The 24,099-nt window shown below is 40.5% G+C and carries 24 protein-coding genes; 14 read left to right on the top strand and 10 right to left on the bottom strand.

The window, feature by feature from the left end; genetic code table 11:
* The first annotated feature begins 105 nt into the window (after positions 1 to 105).
* Positions 106 to 1,413: a DASH family cryptochrome gene (locus MSC25_RS10595; RefSeq protein WP_248443362.1), complete on the top strand. Its 1,308-nt coding sequence runs from the start codon at positions 106 to 108 to the stop codon at positions 1,411 to 1,413.
* 26 nt (positions 1,414 to 1,439) lie between these two features.
* On the opposite strand, the gene MSC25_RS10590 is transcribed toward MSC25_RS10595, so the two are convergent.
* A complete protein-coding gene (locus MSC25_RS10590; RefSeq protein WP_248443361.1) occupies positions 1,440 to 2,516 on the bottom strand; it encodes a YeiH family protein in 1,077 nt (358 codons plus the stop codon).
* A 122-nt stretch (positions 2,517 to 2,638) separates the two neighbouring features.
* Here MSC25_RS10590 and MSC25_RS10585 point away from each other — a divergent pair, with 122 nt between their 5' ends.
* Positions 2,639 to 3,517, top strand: a complete 879-nt coding sequence (locus MSC25_RS10585) for a LysR substrate-binding domain-containing protein (protein ID WP_248443360.1) — start codon at positions 2,639 to 2,641, stop codon at positions 3,515 to 3,517.
* A 295-nt stretch (positions 3,518 to 3,812) separates the two neighbouring features.
* Here the strand turns inward: MSC25_RS10585 and MSC25_RS10580 are convergent, their stop codons facing one another.
* The 3 genes from MSC25_RS10580 to MSC25_RS10570 all read right to left on the bottom strand — a co-directional run bounded on the left by MSC25_RS10580 (position 3,813) and on the right by MSC25_RS10570 (position 4,937).
* Complete coding sequence (locus MSC25_RS10580) at positions 3,813 to 4,046, bottom strand: hypothetical protein (RefSeq protein WP_032882585.1); 234 nt, start codon at positions 4,044 to 4,046, stop codon at positions 3,813 to 3,815.
* A 9-nt stretch (positions 4,047 to 4,055) separates the two neighbouring features.
* On the bottom strand, positions 4,056 to 4,337 hold the full coding sequence (locus MSC25_RS10575) for a hypothetical protein (protein ID WP_248443359.1): 282 nt from the start codon (positions 4,335 to 4,337) through the stop codon (positions 4,056 to 4,058).
* A 141-nt stretch (positions 4,338 to 4,478) separates the two neighbouring features.
* Complete coding sequence (locus MSC25_RS10570) at positions 4,479 to 4,937, bottom strand: thioredoxin family protein (protein WP_348983535.1); 459 nt, start codon at positions 4,935 to 4,937, stop codon at positions 4,479 to 4,481.
* Between the two features lie 128 nt (positions 4,938 to 5,065).
* Between MSC25_RS10570 and MSC25_RS10565 the strand changes: the two genes are divergently transcribed.
* The 4 genes from MSC25_RS10565 to MSC25_RS10550 all read left to right on the top strand — a co-directional run bounded on the left by MSC25_RS10565 (position 5,066) and on the right by MSC25_RS10550 (position 10,298).
* Positions 5,066 to 7,621: a CotH kinase family protein gene (locus MSC25_RS10565; protein WP_248443357.1), complete on the top strand. Its 2,556-nt coding sequence runs from the start codon at positions 5,066 to 5,068 to the stop codon at positions 7,619 to 7,621.
* 77 nt (positions 7,622 to 7,698) lie between these two features.
* Positions 7,699 to 8,616, top strand: coding sequence for a polyphosphate polymerase domain-containing protein (locus MSC25_RS10560; protein ID WP_248443356.1), 918 nt, complete (start codon positions 7,699 to 7,701; stop codon positions 8,614 to 8,616).
* 1 nt (position 8,617) lies between these two features.
* Positions 8,618 to 9,205 (top strand): DUF4956 domain-containing protein, encoded by a 588-nt coding sequence (locus MSC25_RS10555; protein ID WP_248443355.1) that lies wholly within the window; start codon positions 8,618 to 8,620, stop codon positions 9,203 to 9,205.
* Between the two features lies 1 nt (position 9,206).
* Positions 9,207 to 10,298 (top strand): porin, encoded by a 1,092-nt coding sequence (locus MSC25_RS10550; protein ID WP_248443353.1) that lies wholly within the window; start codon positions 9,207 to 9,209, stop codon positions 10,296 to 10,298.
* A gap of 105 nt (positions 10,299 to 10,403) precedes the next feature.
* On the opposite strand, the gene MSC25_RS10545 is transcribed toward MSC25_RS10550, so the two are convergent.
* On the bottom strand, positions 10,404 to 10,889 hold the full coding sequence (locus MSC25_RS10545; RefSeq protein WP_138576676.1) for a hypothetical protein: 486 nt from the start codon (positions 10,887 to 10,889) through the stop codon (positions 10,404 to 10,406).
* 200 nt (positions 10,890 to 11,089) lie between these two features.
* Between MSC25_RS10545 and MSC25_RS10540 the strand changes: the two genes are divergently transcribed.
* Both MSC25_RS10540 and MSC25_RS10535 read left to right on the top strand, forming a co-directional pair.
* Positions 11,090 to 11,761, top strand: coding sequence for an alpha/beta fold hydrolase (locus MSC25_RS10540; protein ID WP_138576678.1), 672 nt, complete (start codon positions 11,090 to 11,092; stop codon positions 11,759 to 11,761).
* Positions 11,761 to 12,051 (top strand): hypothetical protein, encoded by a 291-nt coding sequence (locus MSC25_RS10535; protein WP_138576680.1) that lies wholly within the window; start codon positions 11,761 to 11,763, stop codon positions 12,049 to 12,051. The genes MSC25_RS10540 and MSC25_RS10535 overlap by 1 nt, the downstream gene beginning before the upstream one ends.
* A 393-nt stretch (positions 12,052 to 12,444) precedes the next feature.
* Here the strand turns inward: MSC25_RS10535 and MSC25_RS10530 are convergent, their stop codons facing one another.
* Entirely contained in the window at positions 12,445 to 12,792 is a 348-nt protein-coding gene (locus MSC25_RS10530; RefSeq protein ID WP_248443352.1) for a hypothetical protein, read from the bottom strand.
* 256 nt (positions 12,793 to 13,048) lie between these two features.
* Complete coding sequence (locus MSC25_RS10525; protein ID WP_248443351.1) at positions 13,049 to 13,876, bottom strand: metal-binding protein; 828 nt, start codon at positions 13,874 to 13,876, stop codon at positions 13,049 to 13,051.
* Between the two features lie 236 nt (positions 13,877 to 14,112).
* On the opposite strand from MSC25_RS10525, the gene MSC25_RS10520 reads away from it, so the two are divergent.
* Positions 14,113 to 14,598 carry a hypothetical protein gene (locus MSC25_RS10520; RefSeq protein WP_024032946.1) on the top strand — a complete coding sequence of 162 codons (486 nt, stop codon included), beginning with the start codon at positions 14,113 to 14,115 and terminating at the stop codon, positions 14,596 to 14,598.
* Positions 14,599 to 14,625: 27 nt separating this feature from the next.
* Here MSC25_RS10520 and MSC25_RS10515 read toward each other — a convergent pair whose 3' ends face one another.
* Complete coding sequence (locus tag MSC25_RS10515) at positions 14,626 to 15,831, bottom strand: anhydro-N-acetylmuramic acid kinase (protein WP_248443350.1); 1,206 nt, start codon at positions 15,829 to 15,831, stop codon at positions 14,626 to 14,628.
* 147 nt (positions 15,832 to 15,978) lie between these two features.
* Here MSC25_RS10515 and MSC25_RS10510 point away from each other — a divergent pair, with 147 nt between their 5' ends.
* The 3 genes from MSC25_RS10510 to MSC25_RS10500 all read left to right on the top strand — a co-directional run bounded on the left by MSC25_RS10510 (position 15,979) and on the right by MSC25_RS10500 (position 18,339).
* Complete coding sequence (locus MSC25_RS10510) at positions 15,979 to 16,467, top strand: GNAT family protein (RefSeq protein ID WP_248443349.1); 489 nt, start codon at positions 15,979 to 15,981, stop codon at positions 16,465 to 16,467.
* A gap of 177 nt (positions 16,468 to 16,644) precedes the next feature.
* On the top strand, positions 16,645 to 17,673 hold the full coding sequence (locus tag MSC25_RS10505; protein ID WP_004586964.1) for an NADP-dependent oxidoreductase: 1,029 nt from the start codon (positions 16,645 to 16,647) through the stop codon (positions 17,671 to 17,673).
* 48 nt (positions 17,674 to 17,721) lie between these two features.
* Positions 17,722 to 18,339: a glutathione S-transferase gene (locus MSC25_RS10500; RefSeq protein WP_138576690.1), complete on the top strand. Its 618-nt coding sequence runs from the start codon at positions 17,722 to 17,724 to the stop codon at positions 18,337 to 18,339.
* Positions 18,340 to 18,410: 71 nt separating this feature from the next.
* Here the strand turns inward: MSC25_RS10500 and MSC25_RS10495 are convergent, their stop codons facing one another.
* Positions 18,411 to 18,719, bottom strand: a complete 309-nt coding sequence (locus MSC25_RS10495) for a YkgJ family cysteine cluster protein (protein WP_004586962.1) — start codon at positions 18,717 to 18,719, stop codon at positions 18,411 to 18,413.
* 45 nt (positions 18,720 to 18,764) lie between these two features.
* Positions 18,765 to 20,693 (bottom strand): RecQ family ATP-dependent DNA helicase, encoded by a 1,929-nt coding sequence (locus MSC25_RS10490; RefSeq protein WP_248443348.1) that lies wholly within the window; start codon positions 20,691 to 20,693, stop codon positions 18,765 to 18,767.
* Positions 20,694 to 21,196: 503 nt separating this feature from the next.
* Here MSC25_RS10490 and MSC25_RS10485 point away from each other — a divergent pair.
* Together MSC25_RS10485 and MSC25_RS10480 are read left to right on the top strand one after the other, a co-directional pair.
* Positions 21,197 to 22,501, top strand: coding sequence for an NAD(P)/FAD-dependent oxidoreductase (locus tag MSC25_RS10485; protein WP_029772829.1), 1,305 nt, complete (start codon positions 21,197 to 21,199; stop codon positions 22,499 to 22,501).
* A gap of 98 nt (positions 22,502 to 22,599) precedes the next feature.
* Positions 22,600 to 24,099 carry a DUF2235 domain-containing protein gene (locus tag MSC25_RS10480; RefSeq protein WP_248443347.1) on the top strand — a complete coding sequence of 500 codons (1,500 nt, stop codon included), beginning with the start codon at positions 22,600 to 22,602 and terminating at the stop codon, positions 24,097 to 24,099.

The following is a 24,099-nucleotide window of genomic DNA, read 5'->3' as shown; positions in this document are numbered from 1 at the left end:
CGGTAAGTTTATCGCCCTTTTCAAAACCGCATTAAATACCTCAAAACTAATCCCTACCCGCTTTTGCTTCGTAAACTTAATGATTACAAAAACCAGAGCATAAGTATGAGCAAACGCATTTTATATTGGCTACAAAACGATTTACGCCTAACCGACAACCCAATTTTTAGTGACCTTATGTTGCAGCAATGCGCGCTTGATATTGTATTTGTTATTAACCCGCACTGGTTTAAAAATAATAACTACCAACAAAAACCTTATGGCATACACAAACAGCAGTTTTTAATGCAAAGCTTGTACGAACTACAACAAGCACTTATTGAGCGCGGGCAAACCCTGCATGTGCTTGAGGGCGAACCCGTATCGCTTTTAAAAGCGCGTATTAATGAGCAAAATATTGATGAAGTGGTATACAGCGAACAATTTGGCGTGTACGAGCAACGCCAAATAAACTTACTCAAAGCACATTGCCCCAATACACAATTTACAGGGTCGCAGCAAGACACGCTATTTAAGCAAAGTGATCTCCCCTTTGATTTAAGCGAATTACCTAAACACTTTACCCCGTTTCGTAAAAAGGTAGAGGCAGCTAATAGCCCTATTACACCAACAACTTTGCCAAACGGCTTGCTGCCTAAGCCAATAACTTTATGCGCAAAAACACCTCTAGAACGTATAACAAATAAAGGCGTAATGCATGGCGGTCTTAACAGTGCGCAAGCTCATTTAAAACAATACTTTGCAGGCACAATGCCAAGTACTTATAAAACGACTCGCAACGAACTTGATGGCTTTAACAACACCACCAAATTTAGTACTTGGCTTGCCTTTGGCTGTATAAGTGCAAAACAAGTTTACAAAGCCGTAGAAAATTACGAGCAATGCAATACGGCAAACGAGTCTACTTATTGGATTAAATTTGAACTGCTATGGCGAGAGTATTTTAAATGGCACGCACTTAAAGCAGGTAACACCCTGTTTAGCTTTAAAGGGCAAAAACAAACTAAACCGCTTACTACTTTTACACCTACACGCTTTGCTGCTTGGTGTAACGGCACAACGCCTTACCCGCTTGTAAATGCCATTATGAAAGAGCTAAACACCACGGGTTACATTTCAAACCGAGCAAGGCAAATTGCAGCAAGCTGTTTAGTAAACGAGCTTGGCCTTGATTGGCGATACGGCGCAGCCTATTTTGAGCAACAATTGATTGATTACGATGTAGCAGCAAACTGGGGCAACTGGCAATACATAGCCGGTGTGGGGGTTGATCCGCGTGGCGGCCGCCACTTTAATATACAAAAGCAAACGGCGCAGTTTGATCCAAATGGTGTTTATACCAATAAATGGCACGGGCACAGTAATAAAACACAGCAGCTCGATCACTTAAACGAAGTAGATTGGCCTATTTAAGCCAATCTACCTCCACCAGGTTATATTTAAAACAGCTGCGCAATGCCTATATTAATGGCAAAGCCAGCTAAGGTTAAAAACAAAAATAAACAGCCAGCTAATAGCAGTGGCTTTATACCCGCTTGGCGAATAGCGCCAACATGTGTACGCAGCCCAAGTGCGACCATGGCAATGGTGAGCAATATATTATCAAACCATATAATAGCGTTTGTAGTTCCTTGCGGAATAACCGATAACGAATGCACGCCACTTGCCACTATAAATAACACTGCAAACCAAGGGATTGTAATTCCTGATTTTTGCTCGCCGCCCTGTGCGTTTATGTTTGCATGCTTTTTACTTTGCCAAAACGATAAGCCCACTAAAAATGGCGCAAGCATCATTACACGGAGCATTTTTTCAATCACGGCGGTGTCGGCCGCATTGGCACTTACCGCAGTCCCTGCTGCTACCACTTGTGCAACTTCATGAATGGTTGAACCAACAAAAATACCGTACGCATGCTCACTCACACCCATATATTCAAACATAATTGGGTAGGCAAACATACTTAACGTGCCAAACACCACAACCGTTGCCACCGCTACAGATACTTTATGCGCTTGTGCTTTTATAACTGGCTCGGTGGCCATTACCGCTGCGGCGCCACAAATAGAGCTACCCGCACCTATTAGTATGGTTGTTTGTTCATCAAGCTTAAAAACGCGCTTACCTAGCTGTACTGCTAATATAAACGTACCAAGCAGCATTACCACATCGGTTAACAGGCCATGCCAGCCTACACCCGCTACTTGCGCAAAAGTAATCCTAAACCCAAATAAAATAACGCCCGCTTTGAGTAATATACTTTTAGCGTAATCAACGCCTACATCGGTACGCGTAGCAATGCGCGCAAACACGCTGTTGCCCACAATAATGCCAAGCACAATACCAATTGTTAAGGAGCTAAATTGCGCACTTTGCATTATAGGTAACTTACTTAATGCAACAGATGCCCCCGCTAACACAACCACCAGCAGCATACCTAACCACCAGCGCGTATCGCCGTATTGCTTAGTATTAATACCTATAGGCTGAAAACTATTTTTAATAGCGCTAAGCATAATATTCCCTCACTTAAACCAAGTTGATGTGTTGACTTAATTGTAAGAAAGCTCAAAATATAACTCCAATATATTAAAATCATGATTTGATAACTTAAAGTTATACAATTTAAGGTTATACAATGAACTTACATGCGCTTAGGGTGTTTTATACAGTGGCTAAATTAGGTAGCTTTTCAGGCGCAGCCGAAGCGCTTTTTATAAGCCAGCCCGCTGTTTCTAAAGCGCTAAAAGAGCTAGAGCATCAGTTAAACATTCAACTTATTGAACGTGCATCTAAGGGTAGAAAGCTCACCCTAAGCGAGGGCGGCCAAGCTTTGTATGATCACGCCCGCAGTATTTTTGCTATCGAAAAAGCCGCCATTGACGATATAAAATCGCGCACAGGGCTTAAGCGCGGTACATTAGTTATAGGCACCAGCACCACCATTGCCAGTTATTGGCTACCGCCTTATTTAGCCAAATTTTGTGCGCAGTACCCGCATATAAAAGTAGAAGTACAAGTGGCTAATACCGCGCAAATTGAGCACGCATTGCTTGAATGCACTATCGATTTAGCACTGGTTGAAGGCACACCTACCGAGCCGCACATTATTAGTAAGCACTGGCAAAATGATTTAATGAGTGTGGTTATACCGAGCAACTTTAAGCCCACTAAAGACTTAAAAGCATGGTTAAACGAGCAGTTTTGGCTACTGCGCGAGCCAGGCTCTGGCACGTTAGAAATGTCGGTAAAGTTATTAGCAGAGCATGGCGTACAGGCTGAGCAAAGTATGCAATTAGGCAGCAACGAAGCCATAGCAAGGGCTGTTGCTCAAGGTATGGGGGTCGCTTTATTGCCAAATGTAGTCACTGAAGATTTAGTGCAGTTAGGCGAATTAACACGCCTGAGCCAAAAAAATAACGAGCAACTCTCTCGGCCACTATACCAACTGCATTATAAAGACAGACCGTCTTCGCATGCTGCGCAAGCGTTCGAAAAAAGCTTGTTTAGTGAATAGAGGTTATGTGAGTAAAATTAGATCTGAGCTGTAAGTCGTGTATATATAAGAAGCTGAAGGTCGAAGCATTATTGTTTGTTCTGCTTTGACTACAAATGCTTCTTAGCATATGAGCTCAGTGCTCTGCTTGACTCATATAAATCGAGGGCAATTTGAAACCAATGTGTCCAATGAATATTGTTACTCTTTTTGAGCAAGGAGATCATTTCTTTAAGCGTATCTGAGTAAAAACCTTAGATTACTCATAAATCATAATGCAAAAGCTGGTGCAAACTGTTAAGCGCTGGCTGATTTTTTATGTTTTTTTGAATCTTATTTTTTCCCATAAAGCCCTCAGATTAATACCGATTCCCATAAAATTTGGTTTCAATTCTACTATTTTTTCTTCACTTTTCGGTTCTTTGGAATTAACTCCAGCCTCATTACCTTTGGCTTTAAAACCTTCAACATTTTTGACTTTAGCTAAGGTTTCTTTTGAGGTCTTATTGTTCTTTAAATCAACATCTTTTGAATCTTCTATATCGAACATTGGCATATCCTATCCTTTGCTATTCAAGTACCCTATATACCATCTAACTATTTGTGCAATAGCTGAAAGACGGAACGATGTATTTGCTTGACTAACATCATCTGTACAGTTGGAGGCTTTTAATCCTCTGACCTGCCTTGCCTTTACCCCCGTATTAACATTTAAAAATTTTGCGCCAGTAATTTGTACATCATCGCTATTAGAAATATCAATACCAGTTTTAAGGTTAGAGAATCCACCATCAATTATTGTAACATCCCTACAGTTGTCTAATTTTATTCCAATAGACACTGGACTCCCCCTTTAAATATAATCTAACATTTTAACAGTACGAAAATCGCACATATCTCTGGCGATGCTAGTCCATTTTTCTACATTCATACAGTTTTAACAAATTGCCTAAGGTATTACTATCAAAAAGATATTTTATATTTACAAACCCTGCGTTAAATCTTGCGCCAATGTGCCCGTTGGTTTTTCAATTACGCGTACTAACTCTTTACCATTATCTTTTACTATAAACGTTGGGGTGTATTGCAAGTCGTTAGCTTGTGCAATACCTGCATCGTCTTGCTTGTTGTAACCCACGGCCACATATTTAACGCTTGCAAGCTCTACCTTTGATTCATCAAGTAACTTAATAAGCTTTGGTACTTCGCGTTGGCTGTCGTGACACCAAGTGCCAAATAATACAACTAATGCCTTGCCTTCTAGCTTTTGCATTAAGGCTATATCTTGCTCGGTTGGCGTAAATGCGTTGTACTGCTTATTAAACTTATCGTAATCGCTTAATAGTACATCAGTTGTAATATCGCCCGAAAATGGCGCAGTAGCGGCAGTACTTACAAGCGGCATGCTTAACGCGCACAATAAAATTAATTGTTTAAACATAAGGTTAAAGTAACTTTTAAAGTGAGTAATTAAGCTCACTATACTGAATATTACTGAATGTTTACACATTGTTTGCACCTTCTATTTTTATAGTTTGCCCACTTTAATAAAATAATAAGCGTGCATACATGAATATAAAACCTTTTATATTTTATTCAGTTATCGCCTCTACTACATTTTTATATGGCTGTGGCGGTACTGAGCAAACAACCGATAGCAGCACAGAGCAAACTGACTCATCATCAACAACCACCTCAACGGGCTTAGTTATTAACGAAATTGTCGCAAGCCCAAGCGATACCACCTACGATTGGATTGAGCTATACGCCACTGAAGATATTGCCGACTTATCGGTATTTTCGCTTGTTGATGATAACGCCGATAGAGAGCCTCAAGTTTTACCCGCAGTAGCACTTTCGCAAGGTGAGTTTATTGTTATTCAAGCCATTGATGAAACCGATACACCGCCCGATAACGGTTATTACGTCACCTTTAAACTAGGGAGCGACGATGCGGTTACATTATATGAGGACGGCACTGCGGTGTCTGTACTTGATTGGGAAGAAGGCGAAGCCGCTGAAGGCTTTAGTTACGGCTTATACTCCGATGGTACCGGCACCGCGCAAACACTAACGCCAACAGAGGGCGCAGCTAACCAAACAGCCGATACCTCTACACTTGTTACAACGTTAATTGCTGAAGATGCACCACTTCGTATAAACGAAGTAGTAGCAAAAGACAGCAGCGGCGGCGAGGACTGGATAGAGCTTTATGTAACAAGCAGTAGCGATGTTTATTTAGCCGACTACACACTAAGTGATGACAATAACGAGCAATTTGCACTACCTGATATTACGTTATCGCCGGGTGAGTTTTACCGCATTTACGCAAGCACCGATGATTTAGGCGACCTGCCAAGCGTTGCGTTTAAATTAGGCGCAAGCGATACCGTAAGCCTTTACAGTAACAATGTAATTATAGAGCAGTTATCGTGGAATAAAGGCCAAGCGCTAAATGGTTACAGCTATGGCCGCTACCCAGATGGCAGCGATGCAACTGCGGTACTCACTCCAACAGAGCTTAGCTCAAACAGCCAAGCAACCCACGGGCCACTCGTTATTAACGAAATAGTGGCAAGCGCCGCAGACGATGGCAACGACTGGTTTGAGCTATACAACAACAGCGAAAATACAATTAACTTAGCCAACTACCACGTTATTGATGAAAGCGACGACATAGACCCCGTTACCCTGCCCGACATAGATTTATACGCGGGTGAATACATTACTATTTATGCCACCGATGAAGACCCAGGCACTTACTACGTCCCGTTTAAACTAGGCAAAGAAGACGAGCTAAGCTTAATACTCAACGATGAAGTAATTGACTATATTGACTGGGACGAAAGTCATGTAGCCACAGGCTTTAGTTACGGCCTAAGTAGCAGTACAGGCTTTACTCATGCGTTTTTAACACCTACCCCAAGTAGTGAAAATACAGTTGCAACCGCCTTTACACCTACGGCCGTTAATACGCTTTCTATTACAATTACCGATGAAAACTGGCAAGACATTCTAGATAACCCACTTGATGAGGAATATCACGAAACCGCTATTACCTTTAATGGGGTTACACTCGATAGCGTGGCTATTCGCACAAAAGGCGGCTCAAGCTTAAGCAGCGTTGCCAACTCTAGTAGCGACCGTTACAGCTTTAAGGTTGATATTAACGAATATGTGTCGGGGCAAAAGTTTTTTGGGCTAAAAAAATTCACACTACAAAACTCGTTTAACGACCCGTCGTACATGCGTGAAGTAATCGCCTACGAGCTTATGGATGAAATGGGCGTGCCAACGCCTGAGCATGCTTACGTTAACTTTTATGTAAACGGCGAACTATTTGGTTTGTATTTAATGGTAGAAGCCGTAGATGGCGAATTTGTTGAAAAACACTTTGCCAACGGTAACGGCGATTTATACAAGCCAGATGGCACAGGCAGCGATTTATTATGGCTAGGTGACGACATACAAAGCTATACCGATATAAACCTGCAAACCAACGAAGACACCACAGATAACGGCGCCTTTATTAACTTTGTTGAATCGCTCGATAAAGGCGAAACCAGCGCCATAGATATAGACACGCTGCTGCGTTATATGTCGGTTAGTACTTCACTGTCCAATTTAGATAGCTACCACGGCCCGCTTGCACATAACTATTATATTTACGATGACGATGGCGTATTTAGCATTTTACCGTGGGATTTTAACGAGTCATTCGGCACATTTAACATGGATTGTAATGGCGTAGATGTAAGAGAGCTCTACATTGATGAGCCTGTAAGCGGCGCATTAAGCGAGCGCCCATTAATTGCTAATGTATTTGCCGATCAAAGCCACCTCAATACGTACCACAGTTACTTAACACAGCTTATTAATGGCTCACTTTCAAGCGACACATTTAACGCACGCGTAAATGAAATAGCCGATTTAATTCGTGAGCACGTACAAAACGACCCAACTAGCTTTTATGGCTCAACCTACTTTGAGCAAAACCTAACCTCTACCACGGGGCAGTTTTACGGCTTAACCTCGTTTATGGAGTACCGCGTAGCAAATATGGCCGCGCAGCTTGATGGCACATTGCCCTCAGCGGGTGATGGCAGCGGATTTTGCTCTAGATAAACAACCCATCCTTCATGCAGTGTCAGCACGCTGGCACTGCACTCAATTACTTTGCAATTTAATAATCTGAGAAAATTATGACAATTCAAGCACGTTTTAAGGATGAACTTTTTGAAAAGGATACTTCTACCTCACCAGCAGCAATTACTGCAATAAACACTAAAAATAAGCAGGCTCAGCCTGAAAAGCCAGATGCGCGAGGCTCATTAACAAGCTTAATTAACGAGTTGCTTATTCCGTTTGAAGGTTACGGATTAAACGATCTTAATAACGCTAATTTAATGAACCGTGTAGACAGCAAGTTTATGCTGCCACTATCGTTTTTACCTGAGCTGCTTACTCATATACAAGGCCAGTATCGGGTACTTGATATACAAGGTAAGCGTTTATTCTCTTATTATAATCAGTACTTTGATACGCCCGAGCTTGATTTATATAAAGCCCATCATAACGGTAAGCTTAATCGCTACAAAGTACGCCAAAGGCGCTACGTTGATACTGCCACCGAATACCTAGAAGTAAAACTAAAAAACAACCAAAGCCGCACAGTAAAAACACGTATAAAGCTCGCGCAAACTAACAACCAGCAAGCTAACAGCACGGCGTTTATTAAAGAGCAAATGAAAAACAGCTTTGCACATTTAAATGTAACCCAGCAAAGCGGCTATAACCGCATAGCGCTAGCTAACGAAGAAAAAGCCGAGCGTTTAACGCTTGATTTTAACCTGTGGTACAACACCCCAAAAGGCGATAACAAAATAACCTTACCGGGCTTTTTTATTGCCGAGCTTAAACAAAGTAAAAAAACAAAACGCTCGCCATTTTATAAACTTATGAGCAAACACCACATATTCCCAGCCTCGTTTAGTAAATACTGTATTGGCTGTGCTTTGCTTTACCCCGAGCGATTAAAAGTAAACCGCTTTAAACCTGTTTTAGCCCGTTTAAAACACCTTAACCGCACTAACCCGCTTTTACCTTTAGAGAATAATTAAAATGACTAAATTAGATCTTATTTTTCTTTCCCGCTTTTTAGTAAACATCCTATCGCTGGCTGTACTTTGCTATGGCTGTTATTTTCGCGTAAGTAAAAATGCAGTGGTAGCAGGCTCGTTTATTTTATTTGGCGTAGGCGTTTTTATTATTACCTTTTTGCTGCACGGCGTTGATATGTCGATGGAATTTGCATTTGGCCTATTTGCTGTATTTACCATGCTAAGGTACCGCACTGAGTCTATTTCGATTAAAGAAATGACCTACTTATTCCTTGTTACTGCCATTGCTTTACTGACCTCTGTAGGGCAAATGAGCTTAACTGAGCTAAGTATTCTTAATGGCATTATTTGCTTAATTGCCTTTTTGATTGACTCAAGCGTATTTGTAAAACGCTACGAAGTACAAAGCGTTTGCTACGAGCGCATAGAAAACATAACCCCACAAAACCAAGCCACACTAATCGATGATTTAAAACAGCGCACAGGCCTAAACGTAGTTGCCGTAGATATAGAACACATCGACTTTTTAAGAGACGTAGCGCAACTAAAAGTAAGTTACTTAGCCGAAAAACAAACAAAGGCAGCCTAACATGACCTCTAAACAAATGATTACTTATGCGGCACTTTCAGCTCTTTGCCTTGTTAGTAACGCAAGCTTTGCCAAAATTAACGACGATATAGACCTAAGCGGCTATATCATGCTCGACTACAACAAGTTTGATACCTCTTTGTTAGAGGGGCAATACGACAGCAGCAGCTCAGAAAGTACCTCTGAAATACGCCGCGCACGCCTAAGTTTTAAATCAGACATAAGCAAAGACTGGAAAAGTAAATTTCAGCTTGGCTTTGCCGATGGCGAAACCGAAATAAAAGACGCCTACCTAGAATACTCTGGCTGGAAATATGCCGATTTAACCATAGGCCAGCAAAAAGAAAGTTTTGGCCTAGAAAAACTAACCAGCTCGCGTAAATTGCTAATGCTCGAACGCAGCATGATAAGCGAAGCGTTTTCACCAGGGCGCAGCTTAGGTATTAGCCTTTCCGGGGACATAGCATCAGTAAATTGGCAACTAGGTTATTACGAGCCCGATGAAGACGAAGCAACGTCTGCTATTACAGGGCGCGTAGCCTGGGTGCCATGGCAGCAAAACACCAACCTTTTACACCTAGGCGTCGCATTTAGTGAAAGGCACTACGACGGTAACGAATTTAGAGTGAATGAACCTCTTGAAGTTTATACCGCCGACTCATTAATAGAAGGCGATAAAATTAATGCCGATAGCCTTTCGCAACAAGGCGTAGAGCTACTATGGCTAAAAGACAGATTTACCATGATGGCCGAGTGGCAACAAGCACAAGTAACCAGTATTGAAAATACAACTAACGATTACGAAGGCGGCTATTTGCAATTTGGTTATCAACTATCGGGCGGATACCGTAAGTATAAAAACGCAAAACTAGGCGCAAGCTCAGAGGCAGGCTGGGAAATTACAGGCCGCTACAGCCTACTTAAGCTCAAGCAAGAAAACCAAGACGCAAAAACCTACGCCCTCGGCGTTAACTACACCGTAAACAAAAACATAAAGTTTATGGCCGACTACATTAAAGCCGACTACTTTGAAGCAGGCGGTACTATCACATCGGGCAATGCAATCTCATTAAGGCTACAGTATTCGTTTTAATACGTTTGGTGTTTAGTAGGTTAGCCCAAACCTGTGTTAAACGTTACGTTTAACACAGGGCTTTGTAGTTACTTAGTAAAGAATATTTAAGTTAGTTTATAAATACTAATTACCAGCGCCTGCAAATTGTATTGGGTAATCCATATTGCCGCTGCGGTTAATACTGTTACACAGCTTTTTATTAAAACTGGCCAGTGATGGGTCGATGGTGTGCTCATTAACTACAATACCATCACTTCGCCTTTTAACCTCAATAGATCCGATTGTTTTAATCGCTGATAAATCATCGCCTACGTTTTTAAATATAAAATACTCTATGTGTTCAGCAATAGATTCCGCGTTTTCGATATCTCCCTTAACGGCAGGCACTTGGTAGTTAACACCATTACACGTTAAATCATAAACCCTTACTAATTCTAGCTCGTCAGCTCCTTGCATATCAGCAATAACTTTAATAGTTGGCTGCGTTGTTGTTTCAAGCAAGTATTGTGTTTCATTCATTTCACTTAAAGAAAATGTATCAACGCTTTTAGCTATAGAACAGCCCGATAATAAAGTAAAAACTAAAAACACGGTTCTATTAAAAAACATCTTTAAACACCTTATTTCTAACTAATTCAGCTAATATTTTATTACGACTGTCGTAACTATTTTTTTAATAAATCAAATAAAAGATCTGTTTTACAAATAATTGAACCAAAATAGGAACTTTGCTATTTTGTATTAAACCAACCTGAACTAAAGATCTACTTTTTACTCAGCCTCTTTTAATTTATACACGGAAGTAAGTAATGAACAAAGCAGAAATTACACAAAGTAATACGACACAAAAATTTGGGCCTCTTAAAGGAATATGTTGTACCCAGCCTGGTGATAAAATTAAAGGCACATACTTTTTCCCTGGAGCAGGAATGGATGGTCGTTACATACAGCCATTAGTTCAATCTCTCTATGAAGCTGGTATAAAAAGCGCGATGTATGTAGATCGTGATAAATGGTCCGGAGGAACAGCATTCGATGCTGGAATTGGCTCAGTATTAGGCCGAGACTATGATCCAAGGTTTCCAATGCTCTTAAGGCACTCAACTTCAAATGCTTCGCAATTTAACTTAATAGGCTACTCTTATGGCTCTATTATTGCGTCTCAATTGGCAGCAAAATACGCTATAAAAGGTACTGTTATTGATAATTTGGTTTTAATTGGGAGTCCTATCAGTATGGAGTTTTTACAGCGATTAAGAAACATAGTCCAAATAAAAAAATTAATTATAATTGATCTAAACGAATATGGAGATCCAATTTTTGCAGGTATGAGCGTTTTTGAACTTTTTTCTAATCTACCTACACTGGCAGGGCAAATGCCAAATTCTGAAGGTCACTTTTATTACGCAGAACCCACAAATATAGGTGATAAACGTCGAAATACATTAGCTAACGAGCTTTATGCTTTAGGTTTACGCTAATGAGTAGAAATCTAATAGCAAATACCCTTCTTTTAGCCGCTATTTTATTAATAGCGACTACAGAAATGTATTTAGTCATTACATTCAAAAGCTTTATTTTAGCCGGTAAAGGAATGGGGATTTACGGAGTGTTCTTATATTTCATTATGCTTATCATCAGCTCTGTTTTATGGTTTTTCTCGTACCGTGTCAGCAAAAATAAACTTCAAGCATTAATATTTTGGCTTTCAGCATTAATGCTTAGTCCTGTCATTATATTTCAGTCTGTATGGTGGTCTGCCCCACTTTAATAAATAAGAAATAAGCTAGACACTCTCTATGAGAACATTTGCAATATTAGGTTTTAAGTAATAAATGCTTTATCTACCACAGCGGATAAATTACAAACCTCGCTATATTCTTTCTCATTTGAGCTTGAAACAGGACTTTATATAAGGCGAGGCTTTGATAAGTGAATTTCCAATAGGAAGTTGGAATATTTCCCATTCAATGCTGGAATTGAGCTTATTTCTCAATTAACGCAGTAAGGGGTCACCCGTACGTTGCTAGCCTCTCAAGTACAGTAAAGGTTTAAGGATATAGTTAATTTGATAGGCTTACTCTGGCAAACTTAGCTGGTGCGACATCAGCAGACACTGGTAAGCCTTGATGTATGAAGTAAAAATTTGTCCCCTTCAACCCTATTACTTTATATACTCAAGCATTGTTAGCTTAACAATCACATTAGCATTGTTATCTGTTGTCTCTATTGTAATTTCTCTATTTTCACCATCCGAAAAACTTGAGCCCACCAGTTTATAACCATTACTATTTAAATATTCTTTAAGGTCACTTTTGATTTGAGCTGAGTCTTTTATACTATGGAATATAAAAGAAATTACCATTGGCTTATTACCGTCACTAGAACTATAAATGTAGCGTTCCCCAATAGAATCTGCAGATGACAAGTTTTTAAATAAATTAGGCGCGAGCAAATAATAATCAAGCGAAGATTTAGAAAAATCTCTTCTTTCCGATAAAGATCGGATCACATAGTAAGCACCTAGCAATACAATTAACAATACACTGAAAAATATTGATTTCTTTATCACTTATTTTACCTCCCTAAACAATACACCCCAAGTACAGTAAAGGTTTAAGGATATAGTTAATTTGATCGTTGTCTCTTACAAACATTCGCTAATGCTTCATTGAACGGGCGAATAGAAGTTTAATGTATGAAGTCAAGATTTGAACGCTTTAACCCACATCCGCTGTCAATATTAGCTGATAAAGATTTACTGAGGATTACTGCCCAATAGGGTAACTGACTATTGTTTGATAGTCAGCTAAAGCCATCATCTGGTTTCCCTTTAATCCATGAAATGGGAACTCAGCAAACTCGTATCCCCTTGAGTTTAAATCTAAGCATATTTTGCTATCAGTTAACATTAATTTCCGTGCATGAGCTGGATATATACCTTCATTTTTCTTTGTGACCATAAATGCTATTGAAAAAAAGCTTAATAAACTGACAGTGGAAATATTTCCATTGTTATAAAATCCAACACATTTGGCGCTTAAATGTTTATTGTAAGGGTAATACCAATAATATATGTCGTGAGTCTCATCAATAGCGTTATCTTCACCAAGAACAAAGTTTTTTAGTGGCTGAAAATAAGGCGAATCCTGTGGTCTATCTTTACATTCTTTAACCGAAGTTGCTGCTAGAACATGACCGATCATTGCCCTTGAAAATTTTTTAGCATCAATGTTTGTATTGATAAGTGTGTATGGACTGCCACTATGAAAGAAATAATCTTTTATTTGCAAAGTTAGAGATTTACAGACTCTAGCAACTTCATCATCGTTACCACCGAGATGTATATTATTACAGTTATGACAAATAGTCTTGAACTTACTACCGTTTGGTGAAGGTACGCCTTTAACTCTTGACGCTTCAACCTCCATTAATTCTGTGATGTGACGCTGCTCCACCTTTGTTATTGTTATCGCACCTTTTGGAGGTACGTGGTCCTGAGAAAGTCGGCCGTAAACACCGCAAATTAAGCAAAATCCAGCCTGGATTTTAGTATTCTCAAATCGTTTTGATATGCCCTTGCTATATTTTCCCATATATAACGTCCTTGCGTATTGAGTTGATAGTTTCTTGAGTTGGTTTTAACAAACTATGTAGAAGATCGCTAATACTAAGTTTTTAATTACCTCCTTAAAAGTTAAAGATACTAAGAACATTTTTAATCTAAAAACTGCGTTTATCCGATTAAGTGCAATTTGTCATAAAACTGCAATCAAAATAGGTGATAATTTAAACTCGAACTGTATTTTTTATAATCTAGAAGTTGAAGTAAATGAGCACACCAATGACGCAACTCACATTTGCGTTACAATCGTTTGAAGATCCTCTCTCTGCGGCTATGGGCCACACAATGGAATACGAGCAGTTAACCTTGCAAGCCAGTGCTATGCATGAAATAACGCTGCAATGCGTATTGCCTGACGACGCCCACGAAAACGATATTATTTCGCTGAGCGCAACGTATCCCAGTGCCCGTGATGCACAATACTTTACTGAAAAAGTACTCACTAACGCCGACTTAGAGCGTGGTTATGTGTATTTAACATTAAGTAAAATTACCCAAAGCCACTGCTTAGTAATGCAATTGATGCTGCATGGCTTAAATGCCACTTTAAAAAATAGTTTACAGTTTGATATGCAAGTAAATGCGTTTGAGGCTGGTTATAAAAATCAGCAAGCCCTTAAAAGCCAAACTAAGCCACACGGCGTTAAAAAATACTTTCGGAATATGAGCTCAAGTTTATTTTCGTTTTTTTAATGTGTTGGTATACAAATTTATAAAAACTTAATCAGCAAAACTCACTTTACCCATAGTGACCCCTGCAATACCCTGCGCAGTATTATTTAGGTGCTGCTGCTCACCTGCTAGGCATTCGTTGGCTAAAATGGCAAATAGTACGGCCTCTTTGGCATCGGGGTTTATGCCTAAATCGTCAGTATTTTTAAACGCTTTAATAGTCGGGCACAGCGCATTAAGGTGCGCTATTAATAATGGGTTATGAATACCGCCACCACTTGCGTACACCACACACTCTTTAGCACTTTGCGCGCATTCGTTTAACGCATTTGCAATTACCCTCGCGCTAAACATATTTAAAGTTGCCATTACATCTTCATGGCTTAAGTGCTGTGTATTTGTTTGCTGTTGAGCAGCATATAAATAGCCTAAATTGAATACCTCAGGCCCCGTTGTTTTAGGCAGCGCAAGCTCAAAAAAAGTGTTGCTACACATTGCATTTAATAAGGCTGTATTTACCTTGCCCGCTTTTGCTATTTTTGCGCCATCATCAAAGTGCATGCCTTCAAAATGCTGCTGTACGTACGCATCCATAATGGTGTTACCTGGGCCTATGTCGCTACTAAATACGCTATTTGCATCACCGCTTTTAGGTAAAAACGTTAAATTAGCAATACCACCCATGTTTAATAAAATGCGGTTCTCATTGGGGTTTGCAAAAAATAAGTAATCGCCATATACCGCAAGCGGTGCACCTTCCCCTCCTGCGGCTATGTGTTTTTGCCTAAAGTCGCCAATCGTTGTAATACCGGTAGTAACGGCTATTTGGTCGCTATCGCCAATTTGTAATGTGCCATTAGTAAAGCTTTTATGATTATGCTGCGACTGTGGGCAGTGGTAAATTGTTTGCCCGTGACTGGCTATTACATCAATACTTGCTGGATTTACCTGCCAAGTATGTAAGCACTGATTAACCATATCGCCATGGAGTTTACCAACCCATGGATGCAGTAAGGTAACAAGTTCTAAATCACACTCTCGTTTGGCAAATACCTGCTTTATTTTACTTTTATACTCGTTGTTATAGTCAACGGTGGTAAAGTTAAGCACTTCAATTTGCGTATTTATACCTGCGCCCGTTACCTTACACAGTGCTACATCGAGCCCATCTAACGAGGTCCCGCTCATTAAACCTATAATTAAACGGCTTGGCTTTTGGGCACTATTATAAAGGGCGGCTATATGTGGGTGCATAAAGGTATCTTAAACAGGTATCATATTTTGCTTATATTAGAGTACTTTAAAACAAAGTTATAGGCGTAAACGGTTAATCTTTGTGATTGTGCAATCTCTAATTGCTTGCTAAGTTGACCCGTATGCAACAGACACTTTATTAAAACAATGATCACCCTAAGAGACTTTAAACCAACAGACGCGCCACACATTATTAATACCTTAAACGATGAACAGGTTACGCGCTTTTTATCGTCTAAAATTCCATTTCCGTATACTCAAGCCGACGCCGACTGGTGGATAACCCAAGGCTCTAAAAGTGGAATAGTTAAGGCCATTGTTGTAGATGAGCAATTTGCGGGGTGTATTGGTATCACCCGCGGAGAATTTGAATATAGCCGCAGTGGCGAAATAGGCTATTGGCTTAATAGCCACTTTTGGGGGCAAGGAGTAATGACTCATGCTATTTCGCATATTTGCGATGACGCATTTAAAAGCTCAAACCTAAACCGTATTTTTGGCGCTGTATTTGCTGGCAATACTGGCTCTATAAAGGCACTCACTAAATGCGGTTTTAAGGATGAGGCTGTGCTCAAACAGGCAATTTATAAAAATGGTGTATTTTACGATAGCCATATTTTTAGCAAGCTAAAATAAACCGTTTAGAATAAATACTCTGCAAAGCTTGAATTACCAGCCTCGCGCCCAAAGCTCGTGTATTAAGGTACAAATTTTTATTTTCGTATAACTTAGCGCGCATTATTGTTTAGGCTCAACCTGGTTTTAAACGCGTAAACATTCGCTAAGTAAATTCACTCTTAAGAGGAGATTTTTATGTCTGCAACTAGTCGTCAACTTACTTTAGCATCACGCCCGCACGGTGCCCCTACCGATGAAAACTTTGAACTTAAAACAGTAGATTTACCAGCGCTTAAAGATGGCGAGGTGCTGCTGCGCACTATTTACCTATCGCTTGACCCATACATGCGTGGCCGCATGAGCGATGCAAAGTCGTACGCCGATCCGGTTAATGTGGGCGATGTAATGGTAGGCGCTACCGTATGCCAAGTAGAAGAGTCTAAAAACGATAAATTCAGCGAAGGCGAATGGGTACTTGCCTACACCGGTTGGCAAGATTACGCCATTACTAACGGCGAAGGCCTTATGCAATTAGGTAAAGAGCCAGAAAACCCATCGTACGCACTCGGTATTATGGGTATGCCGGGCTTTACAGCCTACATGGGCTTACTTGATATTGGCGCACCTAAAGAAGGCGAAACCGTTGTAGTAGCCGCAGCAACAGGGCCGGTTGGCGCAACCGTTGGCCAAATAGCTAAAATTAAAGGCTGTAAAGTGGTAGGCGTTGCTGGTGGCAGCGAAAAATGTACACATGCTGTTGAAAAGCTGGGCTTTGATGCCTGTATTGATCACAAAGCCGATGACTTTGCAGAGCAGCTAGAAAAAGCCTGTGATAACGGCATAGATGTTTATTACGAAAATGTGGGCGGTAAAGTGTTTGATGCCGTATTACCTCTACTTAATACCGCGGCCCGTGTGCCACTGTGTGGTTTAGTGTCGCAATATAATTCTACCAGCCTTCCAGATGGGCCTGATCGTATGGGTATGCTAATGGGGCAATTGCTTACTAAACGTATTAAAATGCAAGGCTTTATAATTTTTGACGACTACGGCCACCGCTACGACGAATTTGCACAAGACATGCAAAAATGGCTACAAGATGGCAAAGTACAATACCGCGAACACATGGTAGAAGGTATTGAAAACACTATTAGCGCATTTAACGATATGCTAAATGGTAAAAACTTTGGTAAAACCGTTGTTAAAATTAACGAGCCACTTTAAATTTTATAAAGCGTTACTGCACATGTAGTAACGCCAACAAGGACTGACATGATTAAACTACACCATTTAAATAAATCGCGCTCAAAACGTATTATTTGGCTTTTAGAAGAGCTGGATGTTGATTACGAAATTGTTGCCTACCAGCGCAACACAGAGACCTTTTTAGCGCCTGACGAACTTAAAAAAGTACACCAATTAGGTAAGTCACCAGTGATTGAAGACGATGGCTTAATTGTTACCGAATCTGGCGCTATTACCGACTATTTAATTACTAAATACGGTAACGGTAAATTTGCACCAAAAGCTGGCACTGCCGAATATGTTGAATATCAACAATGGCTACACTTTGCTGAAAGCTCTGCTATTTTGCCGCTACTGCTTAAAATGTTTGTTTTAAAAGATGGCGCTAAAACAGAGTTTTTAGAAAATTACGCCGATGCAGAAACCGTAAAAGTAATTAGCTACTTTAACGACCGATTACAAGGTAAGCGCTATTTAGTAGGCGACACTTTAACCGGTGCCGATATTATGATGTCGTTTATTGTAGAAATAGTTAAAAACTCAGGCCAACTTGTCCACTTTAAACACCTTGTAAAATACGATGAGCTATTACAAAGCCACGAGAAATTTCATACAGCTAATGAGCTAGAAGCTAAATACGATTAATTAGCTTAAGTACAAAACACAGATAAACCAAAGGGGCTTTTTGAGCCCCTTTTTTAGTGCATATGTTTTTATTAAATACCCGCTATTTCGCGCTCTGTAATACACTCGTTTGAGGCCATTTCAAACTCGCGGCACGTAAGTGGGCGGTTTTCGTAAATGGTACACATTAGCGTGTTGCGGTCGAGTGCTTGGCACCAGCCGTCGTCTGCGCGTTTCATTACTTCGCTGCCCCATTTGTCGTAATCAATGTATTGAAAAGGCACGCCCGTGTCGGTCACTATGCGCACTTCTAATTGGCAGCAACATGCCTGGCAATTAGCGCAGGTTACGGGCTCAGGTGTAGAGGAAATAGTTTTACTTGGAATAACAGTATTAGGCATAGTGACTTACTTTTTTGAATAAGCCACTAGGATACAGTAACTAATTTAACGCGCTAGTAGTTTTGCTTTTATATCGCTGTAACGCATCTGCTCACAAAGCGCAAAACCACTCAGTTGGCGTACTTTATTACGTGCAAATAATGGCACGCTCATGCCCGCTAAAAAGCGGCACTGGGTTTCAATACCTACACTGTGAATACCTTTTGTTGTCATGTGCGCTAAAAACTCATCCACTTTTTGATAAACAACGTCATCGGCAATGTGAGCAGGCTCTATTGAATATTCAAGTTTTACAGCATTACCACGGCATACACTACAATGCCCGCATTGCGCTGGCGCATTTTGGTCGTCAAAATAACGCGCCAAGTTATAGCTTAAGCAACTTTGTAGCTCAAAAAAGCGTACCAATGCAGCTATACGTTTAATCTCGGCTTGTTCTTTTTCGATAAAATAACTGTGTAATTGTTTTGCAAGTTCAGGGTTATTTATAACCTCACTATGCACTTTGTAAACTTGGGTAATACGTTTGGTTTCAAGGGTTATTAGGTTTTTTTCGGCTAGGTAGTCAAGCGCGGCCACAACCCGCTTACGGTCAACTTGGGCGGCTTGGGTAAGGGTGTCAAAATTAAGCGTGCCCCATATTTTTTTAAAATCGGTATGGCTAAATATTTGCGTTAAAAAGGCTTGGCGCTGCTCGTCAAACTGGCTAAGTAACTCGTTTTTATCAACCAAAAACTTGTATTTAAAATCGGCGTAGTAAGCATATTGCGGCGTTATTGCGCCTTGCATTTCTAGTTGTACCAGCAAGGTTTTAAGCGCTAATTGGCGAATGTTACTTTCGCTCGATAAGCTGTACTCTTGCATTTCCCATTGCTGCGGCTGGGCTTTAATATCGTTAATTACGTGTTCAATGCCGCTCAGCTCAGGGGTGTCGCCATACACAAAGTTTTCAACTGTGTTTAGGCCATCTAAATTAGCCAAGGTGTAGCAGTTTGATGGGTTGCCATCGCGCCCTGCACGGCCAATTTCTTGGCTGTAGTTTTCAATTGATTTTGGTAAATCGTAATGAATAACAAAGCGAATATCTGATTTATCAACGCCCATACCAAAGGCTATTGTTGCCACAACAACGTTAATTTTACCCGCCATAAAATCATCTTGAATTTGCCAGCGTAGTGTATCTTCAAGCCCTGCATGATACGCAACCGCCTGAATACCTTGCGCACTTAGCGTATTAGCCACTTGCTCGGCACTTTGCTGAAGCGTTACATACACAATACCTGGGCCATTTTGCGCACGCACTATGTTTGTAAGCTCAGTGTTTTTGTCAGCCGTTTTTACACTTAGCACACTTAAATCGAGGTTAGCGCGGTAAAAGCCGGTTTGTACAATACACTCTGGGGCAATATTAAAACGCTCGCTCATGTCGCGTTTTACTTTTTTAGTGGCTGTGGCGGTGAGTAATAGTACCAGTGGAATATTTAGCTCTTCGCGGTATCGCGGTAATTTAAGGTAGTCGGGTCTAAAGTTATGGCCCCATTCAGATATACAGTGCGCTTCGTCTACCACCAGCATAGACAGCGCAACTTGGCTTATAAACTCTCTAAAACGCTCGTTTTTAAAACGCTCAACCGACACCATTAATACTTTAATTTTACCATTTCGCACATCGTTCATTACGGTGCTGCTTTGCATTTGGTCTTGGCTAGAATCAAGGCTTGCCGCGTAAATACCTTTGCTATTTAAAAAGCTAATTTGATCTTTCATCAATGCAAGTAAGGGCGACACCACCAAGGTTAAGTTTGGTAAATGCATAGCTGTTAGCTGATAACACAACGACTTACCCGACCCCGTAGGAAATATAGCCAGTGACGACTGCCCATTTAAAAGCTGCTCAATGGTTTGCTGTTGCCCTGCTCTAAATTGGCTAAAACCAAAATGCTGCTCAAGTGATTTAATTAATGGCGTGGTCATAAATATCCTTTTTGGCTAGGGAATAGGCTTTAACAGCAAAAGTGCAACGTAAATGAAATATTTGCATATAGCCCAAAGCATCTCAATATAAGAGTGTCTGTTGGCATTAAAAGCAATTTAGATAATGCATAGATTGCAAGTATTAGCGGCTTTATTGCAATAATCCACAAAGCACTAAAACCTACTTCAAATCAATAGGTTAAAATAATTAAAAGCATTTAATATCAGCGTTATACCCTATTAAAAGCAAGCTGTCTTTTATGTAAAGTAGCGCCTTTATATTAGGGCCCTGTAAAGCGCTAAATTTTTCATACTGAGGCAATTTAGACCTTAGTATACAACAAATAAGCTTATCAATTGCTGACATATGTTTTATTTAGGCGCAAAATACGCACCAGATGCTCAATGGTGTTAACAGCCAAGCTAATTTTGTATACCCAAGTGATTTTTTATAAGCGTTATAAGCAGATTATTTGGGTATATTATTTTTTAAGGGCATTGCTATGAATATAACTAAACCTAAAATCGTCGTTATTGGCGGTGGCGCAGGCGGACTAGAGCTGGCAACACAATTAGGGCATAAATTAGGGAAGAAAAAACAAGCCGAAATTCTTTTAATCGATAAAAACCGCACCCACATATGGAAGCCGTTACTACACGAAGTAGCGACAGGCTCTATTGACCCCGATTTAGATGGCGTTGTGTATTCAGCCCACGCTGCAAAACATCATTATAATTTTCAGCTTGGTACATTTTGCGATATAGACCAAAGCAATAAAACCATTACCCTTGCACCGCACCTTGATGAGCTAGGCCACACTATTTTGCCGCAGCGCAGCGTACGCTACGACCACCTTGTTATTGCCATTGGCAGCGTAAGCAACGACTTTAATACCCCAGGCATAAAAGATCATTGCTACTTTTTAGACTCAAATCAGCAAGCTGAGCGTTTTCAGCATTCTCTACTCGACAGCTTTACTCGCCTTCACCAAGACGACAACCAACAACAATCATTAAATATTGCCATTGTGGGCGGCGGCGCAACCGGCGTTGAGCTCTCGGCAGAGCTTTACCATGTATCTGAATTATTAAAGCTTTACGGCCTTACAAATATGTCGTCTAAGCGTTTACATATTCATTTAATAGAAGCGGGGCCCCGTATTTTGCCCGCCCTACCCGAGCGCATAGCCGATAGCGCAAAACGCGAGTTATTAAAACTCGGCGTAAACGTACGAGAGCAAACACTGGTAAAAGAAGCCACCGAACAAGGGTTTATAACAAAAGACGAAGAACACATAGACGCAGATATAATGGTATGGGCTGCAGGTGTAAAAGCGCCAGATTTTATTAAAGATTTAGGTATTTTTGATCTTACCCGCAGTAACCAAATTCAAGTAAACGAGTTTTTACAAAGCACCGTAGATGAAAGCATTTTTGTTATTGGTGATTGCTGCGCCTTTACCCAAGAAGACGGAAAGCTTGTACCCCCACGGGCACAATCGGCGCATCAAATGGCGCTATGTGTAGAAAAAAATCTTATTGCCACGTTAAAACAACAGCCATTATGCGGCTTTAAATATAGCGACCATGGCTCTCTCGTTAACTTATCGCGCTACAGTACGGTAGGTAATTTAATGGGTAACTTAACCAGCAATACCTTTTTTATAGAAGGTAAAATTGCTCGCTTTATGTATATATCACTGTATCGCATGCACCAGCGCGCCATACACGGCAGCGCAAAAACCTTTGCATTATGGATAAGCGAAAAAGTACTGCGCGTAGTGCGCCCTAAAATGAAACTGCATTAAAAATAGAGTAAGCAGCGATAATAATTATTTATTGCTGCTGTCTTTAATATTTAACATTGCCTGTGTAGAGTATTTAAAACAATTAAAGGATTAGGGCTATGACGGGTAAAACGCTAATTTTTAATTTTGATGGTACTGGGGGCGAGCCTCGCGATGCAGAGCAATTTAGCTCAGACCATTTTAAAGAAGACAGTAGTATTTCTAATATTCTTAAGCTGCATTTATTATTAGGCGGCAAACTCGATGACTCCCCCACCACTCCATTTACAAACCAACTTAGTTTTTATTATCAAGGTATTGGCACAAAAGGTAGCCGCTTAAAACGTATTTTAAACCAAACTTTAGCGCCACGAGGTGACGATGTTGCCAGTATTTTAAATCAAGCCATGAGTGATTTTGAAGCGCATTACCAACTCGGCGATACCCTTTTACTTACCGGCTTTAGCCGAGGCGGCGCACTCGCTCGGCGTTTTGCAAAAATCCTAGAGCCTTTAATTAACGATAATGTTTACGTATGTGTATTTGATACTGTGGCCTCAATAGGTTTATCAAAAGTCAGTAAAGCAACGCGCGGTGCCGAGCATGTAATATTTGAAAACCACACCATTGCTAATAATATTTCGCAGGCACTGCACTGCGTAGCACTTGATGAAAAACGCCGTGCGTTTGAACCCACCCTAATGAACCATCAAAATAATATTACCGAGCTTTGGTTTGCAGGGGCGCATTCAGATATTGGCGGCGGTTATTACCGCGATGGCCTAGCTGATATTTGCCTGCGCTATGCGCTTGAATGGTTAATTGAGCAACCACTTAATATTAGCTTATTAACCAGCCACGACATTGACTACGAAACCTTATTGCCTGGCAGTAAATTAGTTGACCAAGACGATGTAACCGTAACGCCCGATCCTCTGGCTTTAAGCCATCAGCAAAATTACTTTTGGTTTAATCCCTTTTTTAAATTGGTGGATAGGGAGTGCTATGTACTTATTGATAACGAAGCCAGCAACCTAGAACCACATATACATCAAAGCGTAGCTACACGAATTAATAAACTAACTAGCTATCGCCCAGAGTCGCTTAAAAACCTGCATTACAAAATTAGGTATAACGATTACAGCACATTAAGCTTTACTGGTTTAAGCCAACACATTGCCCTTGAAAACCAAAACATGAGTGTATTACAAGTTTCGCAAAGCCAAGATGTAATGGTGTTTGCCAGCGAGGTACATAACAATACAGGGCTTATGTTAGTTGAAGGCGCAACTTATAAGTTTGAACCCTATCCCAATCAATTTTGGTATGACGACGGCATAAAATGCACTGCAAGCGGCTGGCACCGCGATAATGTGCAATTAGGGGTTAAAGAAATCCCCATGGCATTGCTTGAACCATTTAGACGACTTCCAAGAGCGCAGTGGTTCTCTTTGGTTGGCGCAATTAACAATAACGACGAATATTTATTTGAAATAGCCAATGGCGCTACAGTAACCATTACTAAATCAGGTGAATTTAGCCCCTTTGCCAATGACTTAAGCCGATTTTACGGCGCCAATGCAGGAAAAATAAAAGTAAAAGTAACCCGCATAAGTTAA

The organism is Pseudoalteromonas sp. 1CM17D (genome assembly GCF_023161805.1).
GTDB lineage: Bacteria > Pseudomonadota > Gammaproteobacteria > Enterobacterales > Alteromonadaceae > Pseudoalteromonas > Pseudoalteromonas atlantica.
This window is presented reverse-complemented; position numbering and strand designations above follow the sequence as displayed.